The 14,704-nt window shown below is 71.2% G+C and carries 15 protein-coding genes; 3 read left to right on the top strand and 12 right to left on the bottom strand.

Translation table 11 applies throughout. The features are described 5' to 3' along the window. Nucleotide 1: 1 nt before the first annotated feature. From ACZZY9_RS14070 to rplU, 6 genes are all read right to left on the bottom strand, one after another. Nucleotides 2-220: a hypothetical protein gene (locus ACZZY9_RS14070; protein WP_192060026.1), complete on the bottom strand. Its 219-nt coding sequence runs from the start codon at nt 218-220 to the stop codon at nt 2-4. A 35-nt stretch (nt 221-255) separates the two neighbouring features. After that, nucleotides 256-1,524: a glutamate-5-semialdehyde dehydrogenase gene (locus ACZZY9_RS14065; protein ID WP_463464543.1), complete on the bottom strand. Its 1,269-nt coding sequence runs from the start codon at nt 1,522-1,524 to the stop codon at nt 256-258. Nucleotides 1,525-1,534: 10 nt separating this feature from the next. Further along, complete coding sequence (proB, locus tag ACZZY9_RS14060; protein ID WP_463464542.1) at nt 1,535-2,359, bottom strand: glutamate 5-kinase; 825 nt, start codon at nt 2,357-2,359, stop codon at nt 1,535-1,537. Next, nucleotides 2,356-3,891, bottom strand: coding sequence for a GTPase ObgE (obgE, locus tag ACZZY9_RS14055; RefSeq protein WP_463464541.1), 1,536 nt, complete (start codon nt 3,889-3,891; stop codon nt 2,356-2,358). Before obgE ends, proB begins: the two co-directional genes overlap by 4 nt. Before the next feature lie 121 nt (nt 3,892-4,012). Then, nucleotides 4,013-4,267, bottom strand: a complete 255-nt coding sequence (gene rpmA / locus ACZZY9_RS14050; RefSeq protein ID WP_243215165.1) for a 50S ribosomal protein L27 — start codon at nt 4,265-4,267, stop codon at nt 4,013-4,015. Between the two features lie 12 nt (nt 4,268-4,279). Next, nucleotides 4,280-4,588, bottom strand: a complete 309-nt coding sequence (gene rplU / locus ACZZY9_RS14045) for a 50S ribosomal protein L21 (RefSeq protein WP_192060015.1) — start codon at nt 4,586-4,588, stop codon at nt 4,280-4,282. A 199-nt stretch (nt 4,589-4,787) separates the two neighbouring features. On the opposite strand from rplU, the gene ACZZY9_RS14040 reads away from it, so the two are divergent. Next, nucleotides 4,788-5,066, top strand: a complete 279-nt coding sequence (locus ACZZY9_RS14040; RefSeq protein WP_463464540.1) for a DUF4031 domain-containing protein — start codon at nt 4,788-4,790, stop codon at nt 5,064-5,066. 25 nt (nt 5,067-5,091) lie between these two features. Here the strand turns inward: ACZZY9_RS14040 and ACZZY9_RS14035 are convergent, their stop codons facing one another. From ACZZY9_RS14035 to ACZZY9_RS14015, 5 genes are all read right to left on the bottom strand, one after another. Then, entirely contained in the window at nt 5,092-6,522 is a 1,431-nt protein-coding gene (locus ACZZY9_RS14035) for a WD40 repeat domain-containing protein (RefSeq protein WP_463464539.1), read from the bottom strand. Next, the gene (locus ACZZY9_RS14030) at nt 6,503-7,294 is read right to left on the bottom strand and encodes a TIGR03943 family putative permease subunit (RefSeq protein ID WP_463464538.1); all 792 of its coding nucleotides are present in this window, start codon (nt 7,292-7,294) and stop codon (nt 6,503-6,505) included. The genes ACZZY9_RS14035 and ACZZY9_RS14030 overlap by 20 nt, the downstream gene beginning before the upstream one ends. Before the next feature lie 55 nt (nt 7,295-7,349). Beyond that, nucleotides 7,350-8,318 (bottom strand): permease, encoded by a 969-nt coding sequence (locus ACZZY9_RS14025; protein ID WP_463464687.1) that lies wholly within the window; start codon nt 8,316-8,318, stop codon nt 7,350-7,352. An 80-nt stretch (nt 8,319-8,398) separates the two neighbouring features. Then, entirely contained in the window at nt 8,399-9,163 is a 765-nt protein-coding gene (locus ACZZY9_RS14020) for a hypothetical protein (RefSeq protein WP_463464537.1), read from the bottom strand. An 18-nt stretch (nt 9,164-9,181) separates the two neighbouring features. Beyond that, nucleotides 9,182-12,100: an Rne/Rng family ribonuclease gene (locus ACZZY9_RS14015; protein ID WP_463464536.1), complete on the bottom strand. Its 2,919-nt coding sequence runs from the start codon at nt 12,098-12,100 to the stop codon at nt 9,182-9,184. A gap of 399 nt (nt 12,101-12,499) precedes the next feature. On the opposite strand from ACZZY9_RS14015, the gene ACZZY9_RS14010 reads away from it, so the two are divergent. Further along, complete coding sequence (locus ACZZY9_RS14010) at nt 12,500-13,129, top strand: vitamin K epoxide reductase family protein (RefSeq protein ID WP_463464535.1); 630 nt, start codon at nt 12,500-12,502, stop codon at nt 13,127-13,129. A 73-nt stretch (nt 13,130-13,202) separates the two neighbouring features. Then, nucleotides 13,203-14,123 carry a DsbA family protein gene (locus ACZZY9_RS14005; protein WP_463464534.1) on the top strand — a complete coding sequence of 307 codons (921 nt, stop codon included), beginning with the start codon at nt 13,203-13,205 and terminating at the stop codon, nt 14,121-14,123. A gap of 90 nt (nt 14,124-14,213) precedes the next feature. On the opposite strand, the gene ndk is transcribed toward ACZZY9_RS14005, so the two are convergent. Then, a complete protein-coding gene (gene ndk / locus ACZZY9_RS14000) occupies nt 14,214-14,630 on the bottom strand; it encodes a nucleoside-diphosphate kinase (protein WP_463464533.1) in 417 nt (138 codons plus the stop codon). Nucleotides 14,631-14,704: the final 74 nt, after the last annotated feature.

The raw sequence follows: 14,704 nt of genomic DNA, 5'->3' as shown, positions 1-14,704 counted from the left end.
GTCAGTGCGATTCGGGGTGGCCGTATTCGTCGATGGGCCCGGCCTTGTGCTCCTGCGTCTTCGCCTTGCGGGGGCTGCGGTTCGCCACGTCGCGGTAGCTCCACACGACGTAGCCGAGGAACAGGAAGAAGACGCCGAACACCAGCGAGATCACGACCGGGGGCGCCAGCAGGGGCGCGAGTTCTTCGTGGGCCGCGGCGAGCAGTGTGACGTCGAGCATGGGTACTCCGTTTCGAGAGGACGATCCGGGACAGTCTAGCCGCGCACCTGGCCGCTGCCGCGCACGATCCATTTGGTGCTGGTCAGCTCGCCGAGTCCCATCGGCCCTCTGGCGTGCAGCTTCTGGGTCGAGATGCCCACCTCGGCGCCGAAGCCGAACTCGCCGCCGTCGGTGAACCGCGTCGAGGCGTTGACCATCACCACCGCGCTGTCGACCTCGGCCAGGAACCTCTCGGCGTTGGCGTGGTCGTTGGTGACGATGCTCTCGGTGTGACGCGTCGACCAGCGGTCGATGTGCGCCATGGCCGCGTCGAGGTCCGCGACGACGGCGACGGCGAGGTCGAGGCTCATGTACTCGGCCGCCCAGTCGTCGTCGGTCGCGGGCACGACGCCCGCGACGAGCCCGAGGGTCCGCTCGTCGCCGTGCACGGTGACGCCGGCCTCGTGCAGGGCGGCGACGATCGACGGCAGCAGCCGCTCGGCGGCGGACTCGTGCACGAGCAGGGTCTCGAGGGCGTTGCAGACGCTCGGTCGGCTCGTCTTCGCGTCGAGCACGATGTCGATGCTCATGGCGGCGTCGGCCGTCTCGTCGAGGAACACGTGAACCACGCCGGCCCCGGTCTCGATCACGGGCACCGTCGAGCGTTCGACCACCGTGGTGATCAGCTGCGCGCTCCCCCGCGGGACGAGCACGTCGACCAGGCCGCGCGCCGTCATCAGCCAGCCGGCGCCGTCGCGTCCGAACTCGTCGACGGTGACGACCGAGTCGGCGGGGAGGCCCGACCCAACCAGCGCCTCCTGCACGATCTCGACGAGGGCCGCGTTCGTGTGCAGCGCCGCGCTGCCGCCCCGGAGGACCGCCGCGTTGCCGCTCTTCAGCGCGAGAGCGGCGATGTCGACGGTGACGTTCGGCCGGGCCTCGTAGATGGCGCCGACGACCCCGAACGGGACGCGGACCTGGTCGAGCCGGAGGCCGTTCGGCAGCACGCGCCCGCGCACGGTCTCGCCGATCGGGTCGACGAGGGTCGCGACGAGCTCGGTGGCCGCGGCGAGTGCCCCGAGGCGATCGCCGTCGAGGCGGAGACGATCACGCAGCGAGTCCGACAGACCGGCCTCGGCGGCCGCCTCGAGGTCGAGGGCGTTCGCGGCGACGATGCGCGGCTCGGCGGCCACGAGCGCATGGGCGATGGCCCGGAGGGCCGCGTTCTTCGCGTCGGCCGTCGCCGTGGCCAGCACGCCGGATGCGGACCGGGCCGCGGTCAGCTTGTCGACGAACGCGGGGGCGACGACTTCGGAGGGCGACATGCCCCTGATCTTACGGTTTCGCAGCCTCGAAGAACGTGCCGACGTCGTCGCCCGACAGCGCCCGCGAGACGTTCGCCGTCGAGGTCACCAGCACCGGGGTGCCCGCCTCGGCGGCGTAGCGCGCAGCCGCCACCTTGGTGCCCGCACCGCCTGTGCCGACGCCCGCGGCGCCCACGTCTCCGAAGGTCACGCCGGTCAGCTGATCGCCGAAGGGCACGTCGGTGATCTTGACCGCTCCGGGCTCGTGCGGCGGTCGGGTGTAGAGCGCGTCGACGTCGCTCAGCAGCACGAGGGCGTCGGCGGCGATCAGCTTCGAGACGAGGGCCGCGAGGCGGTCGTTGTCGCCGAAGCGGATCTCCTGAGTGGCGACGGTGTCGTTCTCGTTGACGATCGGCAGGATGCGCAGGTCGAGCAGGCGCGACATCGCCCGCTGGGCGTTGCTCCGGTGGGTCGGGTTCTGGATGTCGCCGGCCGTCAGCAGCACCTGACCGGCGACGATCGAGTACCGCCGGAGGCTCTGCTGGTAGCGGTAGATCAAGACGTTCTGCCCGACGGCGGCCGCGGCCTGCTGGGTCGCGAGATCGGTCGGTCGCGAGTCGAGCCGCAGATGCGGCATGCCCGTCGCGATGGCCCCCGACGAGACGAGCACGATCTCCGCGCCCTGCCCGTAGGCGGCCGCGAGGGCGTCGACGAGCGGCTCGATCTGACCCGCGTTGTCACCGCTGATCGACGACGAGCCGACCTTGACGACGATGCGCCGCGCCGACGCGATGCCGGCCCGGTCGGTCACCCGGGGGCCCTCGCGGCGGGTCGCCGACGACGCCGTGTCGCTCATGACTTGTCGTCGCCCTCTTTCACGAGGAAGCCCTCGTCGTCCGTCCAGATGCCCGAGGCGCGCTCGCGCTGCAGCTCGGCGCGGGCCTCGGCCTTGGCGTCCATCCGCTCGAAGTACTCTTCGCGACGCTGGTTGCGGGTCGGGCGGTCGTTCTTGATCAGACGCGGGTCGGTGCCGCGCGCGCTGGTCATCAGCTCGGCGGTCGACGTGAGGGTCGGCTCCCAGTCGAAGACGATTCCGCCCTCGGGTCCGATGACCACCGTCGAACCGGCCTGGGCGCCGGCCTTGAACAGGGCGTCCTCGACGCCGATGGTGTTGAGCCGGTCGGCGAGGTAGCCGACGGCCTCCTCGTTGTTGAAGTCCGTCTGCACCACCCAGCGCTGCGGCTTCTCGCCCAGGATGCGGTAGACGTTGCCGTACGTGCCGCCCTCGACCCGGATGACGAACGGCTTCTCGTTGACGGCGCGCGGGCGCATGACGAGCCGAGGAGGCGCGGGTCGGGCGGCGATCTCGGCTCGGCTGGTCTCGACCACCTCGGCCAGCGCGAACGACAGGTTGCGCAGACCCTCGTGGCTCACCGCCGAGATCTCGAAGACCTTGTAGCCGCGGGCCTCGAGCTCGGGGGTGACGAAGTCGGCGAGCTCGCGGCCGTCGGGGACGTCGACCTTGTTGAGTGCGATCAGCTGCGGACGCTCGAGCAGGGGCAGCTGCCCCTCGGGCACCGGGTAGGCCTCGAGCTCGCCGAGGATGATCTCGAGGTCGGTCAGCGGGTCGCGGCCGGGGTCGAGGGTCGCGCAGTCGAGCACGTGCAGCAGGGCCGAGCAGCGCTCGACGTGGCGGAGGAACTCGAGACCGAGCCCCTTGCCCTCGCTCGCGCCCTCGATGAGACCGGGGACGTCGGCGACGGTGTAGCGCGTCTCGCCCGACTCGACCACGCCGAGGTTCGGGTGCAGCGTCGTGAACGGGTAGTCGGCGATCTTGGGCTTCGCCGCCGAGAGCGCGGCCACGAGGCTCGACTTGCCGGCCGACGGATAGCCCACCAGCGCGATGTCGGCCACGACCTTGAGCTCGAGCAGCACGTCGCCCTGCCAGCCGGGCGTGCCGAGCAGCGCGAAGCCGGGGGCCTTGCGCTTGGTCGACGACAGCGCCGCGTTGCCGAGGCCGCCGATGCCGCCCTGCGCGGCGACGAAGCGCATGCCGGGCTCGACCATGTCGATCAGCTCGGTGCCGTCTTCGGACTTGACCACCGTGCCGACCGGCACGGTCAGCTCGAGCAGCTCGCCGTTCGTGCCGCTGCGGTGGTCGCCCATGCCGAAGCCGCCGTTCTCGCTCGAACGGTGCGGCGCGCGGTGGAAGCCGAGCAGCGTCGTGACGCCGGTGTCGCTGACCAGCACGATGTCGCCGCCGTGCCCGCCGTTGCCGCCGTCGGGGCCGGCGAGGGGTTTGAACTTCTCGCGCTTGACGGAGACGCAGCCGTTGCCGCCGTTGCCGGCGCGGAGGTGCAGGGTGACGTGGTCGACGAATGTGGCCATGGGTGTGCAGTCATTTCAGTTCTCGGGGGCCGGGGATGGACTCCCGGGTCGAACACGTATGGGCGAGCAACGCTCGCCCATACGGTGTGTCGCAGCTGGTGCCGCGCCTCGCGGAGGAGGCTCAGGCGCCGGCGACGATGTTGACGACCTTGCGGCCGCCCTTGTTGCCGAACTCGACGGAGCCGGGTGCGAGGGCGAAGAGGGTGTCGTCGCCGCCGCGGCCGACGTTGGCGCCGGGGTGGAAGTGGGTGCCGCGCTGGCGGACGATGATCTCGCCGGCGAGGACGACCTGGCCGCCGAAGCGCTTGACGCCGAGGCGCTGGGCGTTCGAGTCGCGGCCGTTACGGGTGGACGATGCGCCCTTCTTGTGTGCCATCTGCCTGGCCCCTTACTTGATCGAGGTGATCTTGACGCGGGTGAGGTCGGCACGGAAGCCCATGCGGCGCTTGTACCCGGTCTTGTTCTTGTAGTTCTGGATGACGATCTTCGGGCCGCGCAGATCGCCGAGGACCTCGGCGGTCACCGTGATCTTCGACAGGGCGTCGGCGGTCGAGAGGATCGTGTCGCCGTCGACGTGGAGGACCGGGGCGAGGGTGATGCTGTCGCCGGTGTCGGCCTTCAGTCGATCGAGGGTGACGATCGTGCCGACCTCGACCTTCTCTTGCCGACCACCGGCGCGCACGACTGCGTAGACCATGTGTGTTCCTTAATGTCTCAGGGGATGTACGAGGGGCCGCCTCGTCGCACGGTTCGTGCGGTGGCGGACGGCGGAGCCTGAGCCCGGCGGCCGTTCGTCGCGGAGGGCCGACGACGTGGTCGTGGGCCGATGCGTACCAACCGCTTAGATTACACGTCGGCTTCGGCCGCCGTCAACGCATGCGGACTACCGTGAGCCTGTGACCATCTTGATCGACGACCCCGTGTGGCCGGCCCACGACACCGTCTGGGCCCACCTCGTCAGCGACGAGTCGTACGACGAGCTGCACCGCTTCGCCGCAGCCAACGGCATCCCCCGGCGCGGTTTCGATCACGATCACTACGACGTCCCCCTCTCGCGCTGCGCCGACCTGATCGAGGCGGGCGCCCATCCGATCAGCGGTCTCGAGCTCACCCGGCGCCTCGAGCGCAGCGGGCTGCGCGTGTCCCAGCGGGTCAAGAGGGGTCTGACCGGCTGAGGGCCCGACGGCCCGACCGACCCGGTCACCAGGCGGTGGAGTGCCCCGCGAAGCTCGCGACCACGCCGCCCGTCGAGACGTCGACGATGGTCGTCGTCACCGTGGTCGGCACGGGATCGATGGTGTAGCTGAAGTCGGTCTCGGCCGTCGCCTCGGCCGTCTCGACCGCGAGGTACTGCCCGTTGGGCGAGACGGAGAAGCCCTCGATGGTCGTCCCGACGGCCGACGGCTCGTACAGGGTCCGCGCCTCCTTCAGGTCGTCGACGACCACGAGGTTGCGATACGAGCTCCCGTCAGCGGCCGGGACCGCGACCTGCTGCACGTAGGTCGTCTCGCCCACGGCGACGAGCTCGCCGCGGAACGGCGTGCCGCCCTCGACCGCCGAGAACGGGATCGGCGTCTGCTCGCCCGTGTCGAGGTCGACCCGCGATGACTGAAGCGCCGTCGCCGCCACGAAGGTGCCGCCGTCGAGCGCGACGCCCTGCAGCGAGACGAAGGTGCCGTAGGGCCGAGGAGGCGCGGCGCCGGTCAGATCGAACGCCGCGACGGTCTCGTCCGCCGACTGGACCACGACCGTGGCCCGTCCCGGCACGAAGAACCAGTCGAGCACGGTGATGGGCTCGCCGGCGATGGACTGCACCGCGGTCACGGCGCGCTGGCCCTGGAGGGGCAGCGTGTACAGGGTGTCGGTCTCGGAGCCCTGCGGCCGCCACGAGAAGGCGATGGTCGTGGAGGCGGCGTCCGCGCCGAAGCGGGTGATCAGCCCCGGGCCGTCGGGCAGCGGAAGGGTCTCCACCGCCACCCCGTCGGGCGAGACCAGGCTGAGCGTCGAGGTGGCGCCGTCGTCGGTCACCACCGCGACCGCCGTGTCGAAGACCTCGAAGGCCTGGATGCGCGCGGCCTGATAGACGACGGTGCGATCGGCGCCGCCGGTCAGCGGGGCCCGCTCGATGCGATCGTCGGCGCCGTCGGCACCGTGGACGATGCGGTAGGTCTCGGCCGCCGCGGTGCTGAAGGTCGTCGTCAGGGTGGACGGCTGGGCCTGGTAGACGCTCGAGACCCCGTCGACCGTCACGGTGTACTCGGTGCCGTATCTCAGCCGGTCGGTGAACTGCACGGCGATGACGTCGCCCGAGGTCGAGACGGTGTGCGGCGCGGCCGGAGACACCTCGACCTGGTCGGCGTCGACGTGGGCCAGCACCTGGTTGGCGAACAGGCGCAGCTGCTGACCCGACTGCGCGACCACGGCGGTCTCGTCGATCTGCGTCTCGGTCAGCTTCGGACCCTGCAGGTGGGTCAGGACGCCGAAGATCGTGCAGACGACCGCGAGCACGATCACGACGGCGACGAATCGACGCCCCTGCCGTCGCGAGAGGTCGGCCTGGTCGAGACCGGCGCCCTCGTCGTGGGCCCGCTCGCGCTCCGCCGACCAGCGGTCAGTAGAGGTAGGGGTCACGCGGTTGGCCGACCTTCTCGAGTTGGTCGGGCACGAGGGCGATCGGGTCGTCGGTCGCGCCGCTCCGGTTCGCCTGGAATCCGCCGGAGACGTCGATCCAGTCGTCGGCGTCGACCTGCTCGCGCCAGTCGGGGAGGTACACGGGCACGCCCACGGGCTGCGCGTCGACGGCGCAGCAGGTGATGATGAACCGCGACACGTAGAACACGTCGGGGTCGTCGCCCGACGGCACGACGAAGCCGACCAGGTCGGCGGTCTTGCCCTGGTAGAACGAGAGATCGGTGGTCTGCCGCAGCAGACCGGCCCAGTCGAGGATCGAGAACGACGCGTAGGTCTCGTCGGAGGCGCCCGTCGCGTCGTCGACGCTGGTCCCGTCGAGCGCGGCGGTCGACGAGTTCACGTCGCGCTGCCCGGCCGTGGCGCTGGTGAGCGTCGCCGGGGGCAGGGCGACGAGGGCGACGGCCATGACGATCGTCACGAGCGCACCGGCGCCGACGGCGATGCCGCGGGCCGCGGCGCGACCACGCCGTGGCCGACGGGGGCGCAGGGCGGCCGCGGGATCGTCGTCGTGGTCGTGATCACCCGGGTGGTGGTGATCGTGGTCGTCGTCGCCCCGGGCGGGGGCGAGCGCGAGCACGCCGATCGACAGCACCATGCCGATCGCGATCATGATGACCGTGAAGACGACGTACCGGGGGTGGATGTACAGGATGAGCTGCCCCGTGGCCGCGAGCCACAGGGTCGCGACGCCCACGACGAGGGTGAGGAGCACGCCCTGCCATCGGTCGGCCAGACGAGCCGGAGAGCGTCGCAGGGACGGGAGTCGATCACGCAAGGAAGTTCACCACCAGTCCGATGGCGGCGCTGGTGAGCGCCACCACGAGGGTCAATTGGGCCAGGACGCGGGGCCGGTAGGTCGTCCGCAGCAGTGCGAGCATCTTGACGTCGATGATCGGCCCGAAGACGAGGAACGCGGCGATGCCGCCCGGCATGAAGGTCGAGGCGAAGGGCAGGACGAAGAAGGCGTCGACGTTGGAGCAGATCGAGATCACGAAGGCCAGCAGCATCATCGCCAGCACCGACCAGACGGGGTTGCTGCCGAGGGTGACGAGCACCGAGCGCGGCACCGCCGTCTGGATGGCCCCCGCGATCGCCGCCCCGATGAAGAGCGCCGGCATCATGGTCGACATCTCGCGACGGAACAGGTCGACGCTCTGCGACAGGCGGCTCACCCCGTGGCCGTGGTCGTCGGCGACGGCGCACTCGGCGGCGAACGACGAGGTCAGGAGGCTCTCGGGATCGGGGTGCTTGCTGAACAGCCATCCGATCAGGTTCGCGATCACGAAACCGCCGACGAGACGTGCGACGAGGATCCCGCCGTCCCAGCCGAAGGCCTGGTGGGTGGTGATGATCGTGATCGGGTTGAGGATCGGCGCCGCGAGGAGGAAGGTCATCGACTCGGACACCGTGAAGCCCTTGAGCACGAGACCGCGGGCCAGGGGCACGTTGCCGCATTCGCAGACGGGCAGGAACATGCCGAGGAACGAGATGACCGCCCGACGCGGCAGCGGACGCTTCGGCAGCCACGACGTGAAGAACGCCTGAGGCAGCCAGACCTGCACGACGATCGACAGCACGATGCCGAGCAGCACGAACGGCATCGACTCGACGATGACCGAGATCGTGAGCGTGACGAAGTCCTGCAGGGTGTTCGGCAGGAGGCCCGGGCCGAGGGCCGGTGTGACCAGGCGGACGGCGACGAGGACGAGCGCGACGACCGCGCCGACGGCGAGCAGACGACTGCGTGGCGAGCGGCGACGACGGACCGGACCGTCGACCGTGTGGTCGACGAGATGGCGTTCGCGGAGAGGCGCCGTCACCGGCCGGACTCGTCACGGGCGGGCGGAGGCGCGTAGCGCGTCCAGTCGTCGGACGAAGGAGGCGCGGTGGGCGCGGCCGGGACGGCCCACCCCGGTGCGGACCCGTCGACGGGCAGGGCCGGCTCGGCAGGAGCGGCCGCCGATCGATCGGCGTCGACGTCCGTCTCGTGGTCGGTCGCGAGGGCGTCGCCCTCGCCATCGTGCGTCGGGGATGCGGGGTCTCCCCCACGCAGCCACGACCGGGCCAGCACCCCGCCGAGCACGAGAACCGCCGTGTCGACCACGCCCGCCGACAGCGGGATGGTCGTCAGGTACAGGGCCAGATTGACCCAGGTGCCGCCCTCCTGCGAGAGCGCCACGCCCGGCACGACGCCCACCAGGATGAGCGCGGCCGTGCCGGCGAGACCGGCGACGATCGTGCTGCGCAGCACGACGTCGAGGCCGTCGCGCGCCCTGATCGGCCGCACGAGCACGAGGACGGCGAAGGCGGCCAGGTAGAACGGGAACGGGTAGAGGACGAAGCCGCCGAGGAACTGCCCGACGGGGGTCGCCGCGAAACCGCTCGGGAAGGCCGTCGCGGAGAAGCCGATGGCCGACCCGACGAGGGCGAGCAGACCCAGCGCGAAACGGACGACGAGCAGAACGCCGAGCGCGGCCGCGGCGATGAGGAACGACTCGCGACCGTCGGCGCTGCGGGTCGAGACGACGACAGCCCGGAACCTCGACCTGGCGGTCGGGGTTCCGGGCTGGGTCGGAGTCACGCAGACACCCTAGACGACTCAGAGGTCGTCGGAGCTGACACCCACTCCGAGGATGAACGGGCCCGACTCGGTCGGCGCGGCGGTCGGCGCCGACGCCGGTGCCGTGCCCGAGCTGGAGGCGCGGCGCGAGCGGCCACGCCCCTGGCCGGGCTGCTTCGGCTCGGGCAGCGCGCCGAGGACGGAGTCGAGCAGCTGCTCGGCGTCGTCCTTGCTGATCCGACGCGGCTCGCGTCGGGTCGTCGCGACCGGGATGTCGAGGATCGCGACGGTCGCGTCGGGCGTCGACACCGTGGCCCGCGACCGGCGGGGCTCGGTGCTGCGCTCGACCTTGTCGGCGGCGGGGGCCTCGGGCTCGGTCGCCGTGGCGGGCGGCGCCACGACCGTGGCGCGGACGGTGCTGTCGACCTCGACGATCGGCGACGAGCCGGCGTCGGTAGCGGCCTCGTCGGGCGAGGCGGCGGACGACTCGGAGGTCGTCGCCTCGTCGCGGGACGACGCGCGTCCGCCGCGTCGACCCTTGCGGGCGCCTCGACCGCGCTTCGGCTCGTCGCCCGAGGTCGACGAGTCGTCGGCGGATGACTCGTCGCCGGCCGGCGGCGTGCCCGCCGCGGAGGCCGCTGCGTCGATCGCGGCCTCGACGGCCGCAGCCGCCTCCGTCGCGGAGTCGGTGCTGCGGTCGCCGTCCTCGGCGTGGGCGATGGTCGACGCCGCGATGCGCGACAGGGCGTTCTTGACGTCCTCGGTGATGGCGTGGGTCCCCGTCGAGGGCCCGGACGCGGCCGGCGCAGCCGAGCCGCCACGACCCGCGGCGCTGCCGTTGCCCTGGTTCTGAGCGGCGCCGCCCGACTTGGCGGGCTGCCCCGCGCCTCCTCGGCGACGCTGCTGGTCGTTCTTGCCCCGACCCTGCGGCTGCTGCTCCTGGACGCGAGCGGCGCTGCCGGCCTCGGAGAACGACTCGGCCAGACCGAGGCCCAGCTTCTTGCGCGTCATCTGGACGAGACCCAGCGAGGTGACCTCGGCCACCTGGTGCTTCGTGCGGTCGCGGCTCAGGCACTCGACCAGTCGACGCAGCACGAGGTCGCGGTTCGACTCGAGCACCATGTCGATGAAGTCGACGACGATGATCCCGCCGATGTCGCGCAGACGCAGCTGGCGGACGATCTCTTCGGCCGCCTCGAGGTTGTTCTTCGTGACCGTCTCTTCGAGGTTGCCGCCCGAGCCCACGAACTTGCCGGTGTTGACGTCGACGACGGTCATGGCCTCGGTGCGGTCGATGACGAGCGAGCCGCCGGAGGGCAGCCAGACCTTGCGGTCGAGCGCCTTCTCGATCTGCTCGTTGAGGCGGTACTCGTCGAAGGCGTCCTTCTCGCCCTCGTAGCGCTTGACGCGGTCCATCAGGTCGGGCGCGACCGCCGCGAGGTACGACTGCAGGGTGTCGAACGCCTCGTCGCCGTCGATGACCATCTCGTGGAAGTCCTCGTTGAAGACGTCGCGGACGATCTTGATCAGCAGGTCGGGCTCGGAGTGCAGCTGGTTCGGCGCGTTGCCGACCTCGACCTTCTTCTCGATGTCGGCCCACTGGTTGAGCAGGCGCTTGACGTCGAGGGTCAGCTGCTCTTCGGTGGCGCCCTCGGCGGCGGTGCGCACGATGACGCCGGTGTTCTCCGGCAGGGCCTCTTTGAGGATCTTCTTCAGGCGGGCGCGCTCGGTGTCGGGCAGCTTGCGGCTGATGCCGTTCATCGAGCCGTTGGGCACGTAGACCAGGTAGCGACCGGGCAGCGAGATCTGGCTGGTGAGGCGGGCGCCCTTGTGACCCACCGGGTCTTTGGTGACCTGGACGAGCACGCGGTCGCCGGGCTTGAGGGCCAGCTCGATGCGGCGGGGCTGGTTGCCGTTCGAGAGGCTGTCCCAGTCGACCTCGCCGGAGTAGAGCACGGCGTTGCGCCCGCGCCCGATGTCGACGAACGCGGCCTCCATCGAGGGGAGCACGTTCTGCACGCGCCCGAGGTAGACGTTGCCGATCAGCGACACGTTCTGCGCCTTGGCGACGTAGTGCTCGGCGAGCGTGCCGTCTTCCATCACGCCGATCTCGATGCGGTCGCCCGACGAGCGGACGATCATCTTGCGGTCGACGGACTCGCGACGGGCGAGGAACTCGGCCTCGGTGATCACCGTGCGGCGGCGGCCGGCGTCGCGACCGTCGCGGCGACGCTGCTTCTTGGCCTCGAGACGGGTCGAGCCCTTGATGCGCTGCGGCTCGGTGATGAGCTCGGCCTGGCGCTGCGGACGCTCGCGCGGGGCGCGGTCGGACTGCTGACGCGGCTCGGAGTCGCGCTCCTCGCGGTCGTGCGAGCGGCCACGCGACCGGCGGCGCGAACTCGGCTGCTGCGGCTCGTCGTCGCCGTCGTACCCGTCGTCGTCGGACTCGTCCGCGTCGTCGTAGCCGTCGTAGCCGTCGTCGTCGCGATCGGACCGACGCCGACCGGGTCGTGCCGGCAGCGGCACGATCTCGGGGGCGTGGAAGATCAGGCTGGTCGTCGTCAGCTGCGCCGGGATGGGCGACGACGGGGCCTCCTCGCTCTGGCGCACCGCCTCCGCCGCGGCGACGGCCGCGTCGGCCCGCTCGACCGGGGTGGTCTCGGTGGGGTCGTCGACCGCGGTCGGGTCGACCAGCGACTCGATCGGGGTGTCGGTCGTGTTCTCGGGCTGGGTGGTCGCCGGCTGCACCGGGACCTCGTTCTCGTTGGTCACGGCTGATGCCTCCTGGGCGTCGTCTCGTCGGGTGGTCCGGAGGGTGCTGTCGGCGGCGGGCGGCGAGGCCGCCAGGGCGCGTCGCTCCACCGGTGCGGCCGCCTGCCGGGCGCGGAGCCCGCTGAACAGGCCCCGTCGCTTCTTCGGACCGGTCTCGTTGCTGGTGTCGTCTCTGTTGTTCACCACGGGTGGTGCGCTCCTCGCCCCGCCGAGGTCAAGCCGTCGGCGGGTGGTCTCGTGTCGTGATCGGGCGGCGCCCTGCGCCTGCCCCGGTCACCGCGTCCTCTCACGACGCGCGGTGTCGGTCACGCGGCGTTCGGTCACGGGGCCGATCGTCTCTGCGATCGCGGCCGTCGTGTCGTTCGTCGTCGTGCGGTTCTTCGTTGCTGTTCGGAACTGGCCATCCGACGAGGGGCGACTGCGCCCCGGCCCGGTTTCCGTCGCACCCGTGCGATCACCCCGGAGGGGATCGCGGGGTCGACACGGCCCGGCAAGTCTCGATCGCGAGGCTGTCACCCTGCGACTGAAGCGATTATCGCATGCTCAGCCCGTGACCACCCATCGGAGCGTGGAATGATTCCCGGTGTGACGACCTCGCAGACCCCACCGCGCACCCTCCCCACCGGCCGGACGCCCGTCGTGACGGCCGTCCTGCTGATCGTCGCAGGCGTCGTCGGGCTGATGGGCGCCTTCGCCCTGACCCTCGACAAGTTCCGCCTGCTCGAGAACCCGACCGAGGCGCTCGGCTGCGACGTCAACCCCTTCGTCGGCTGCTCCCCCGTCATCGAGAGCGCCCAGGCCTCCCTGTTCGGGTTCCCCAACCCGATCATCGGCCTGATCGGCTTCGTCGCCCCGATCGCGGTCGGCGTCGCCCTGCTCGCCGGTGCGCGGTTCTTCCGCTGGTTCTGGATCGCCTTCACGGCCGGCACGTTCCTGGCCTGGGTCTTCATCACCTGGCTCTTCACCCAGACGGTCTTCGTCATCGGCGCGCTCTGCCCCTGGTGCATGCTCGTCTGGTCGGTGACCATCCCGCTCTTCTGGATCACGACGGTGTGGGGCCTGGCCCGTGGCGTCACCGCTCCGACGGGCAGCGGCGTCCAGAGGGCCGCAGCGCGCCTCCTGCCGTACTCGTGGGTGCTGCCCGCCCTGAACTACATCGTCGTCGCGACGGTGATCGTGGTGCAGTTCCCCCTGCTGCTGTCGACGCTCTTCTGACCCGCGCCGCTCTCAGCCTCCTCTTCGACGCGCGAGCGAGACTCGCCGGTACCCGAACGAGAATCGAGGAGCGATGACGCCGTCACCCGGCACCGGAGACACCAAGCGCGAGCGCCGTGACGCCGCGCGCGAGAAGGCGCGGATCACCCGCGAGACCGAGGCGAGGCGCCGCCGTCGCAACAAGTGGTTCGCCCAGGGCGGTCTGGTCGTCGGGGTCCTCGCCGTCATCGGCGTCATCGCCCTGGTGATCACCCGGTCGCTCGCACCCGCCGGTCCCGGCCCGCTCAACATGGCGAGCGACGGCCTCGTCCTCTCGGGCGACGGCACGAGCGTCTCGGCCGCCACCACCGACGCGCTCGCGGCCGACGCCGAGCCCGTCGCCTCGACGGCGGGCACGGCCGAGAAGCCGAGCATCGTCGTCTACCTCGACTACCTGTGCCCCTACTGCGGGCAGTTCGACACCGCCAACGCCGAGCAGCTCTCGACCTGGGTGTCGCAGGGCGACGTCGACCTCGAGATCCACCCCCTGGGGTTCCTCGACAACGCCTCGCTCGGCACGAAGTACTCGACCCGGTCGGCCAACGCGTTCGCCTGCGTCGCGAACTACGACCCCGACGCCGCGCTCGACGTCAACACGGCCCTCTTCGCGCAGCAGCCCGCCGAGAACACCAGCGGGCTGACCGACGCCGAGCTGGTGTCGCTGGTCGAGGGGGCCGGAGCCGACGACCCGGGCATCGCCGGCTGCATCACCGGCGGCGAGTTCGACGACTGGGTCGCCTCGGCGACCGAGCGGGCGCTGAACGACCCGCTGCCGAACTCCGACGAGGCGAAGGTGACGGGCACCCCGACCATCCTGGTCAACGGCCAGAAGTACGGCGGGTCGCTGACCGACCCGACCGTCTTCGCGCAGTTCGTCGCCGAGGTCGCGAGCGGCGCCTCCACGGCGGACACCTCGAGCGGCGGCACGGAGTCGACGGCCACCCCGACCCCCTGACGACCGCGCCCGGCACGGACGACGGGCCCGCGCCTCCTCGATCAGGAGGCGCGGGCCCGTCCGTTCACGCTCGGTGCGCTCTCGGGGTCGTCAGAACCAGAGCGCCAGCTCGCGCGCGGCCGACTCGGTCGAGTCGCTGCCGTGCACGAGGTTCTGCTGCACCTTGAGGCCCCAGTCGCGGCCGAGGTCGCCGCGGATCGTGCCGGGTGCCGCGGTGGTCGGGTCGGTGGTGCCCGCCAGCGAGCGGAAGCCGGCGATGACCGAGTTGCCGGCGACGCGGATCGCGACGGTGGGTCCGCTCTGCATGAACTCGACGAGGGGCTCGTAGAACGGCTTGCCGACGTGCTCCTCGTAGTGGGCGGCGAGCAGGTCGCGATCGGCCTGCACGAGACGGATGTCGACGAGGGCGTAGCCCTTCGCCTCGATGCGGCGGAGGATCTCGCCGGTCAGGCCGCGGGCCACGCCGTCGGGCTTGACGAGGACGAGGGTTTCTTCGAGGGCGGTCACAGGTGCTCCTTCATGTCGGGGACGGGGGAAGTCGAGGGGGTCGGGTCGCTGGGTCGCGACCGAGGGGTCAGGGC

Source organism: Frigoribacterium sp. AC394, assembly GCF_979258095.1.
The sequence above is the reverse complement of the archived record's forward strand: the minus strand, read 5'-3'. Positions and strand labels throughout refer to the sequence as shown.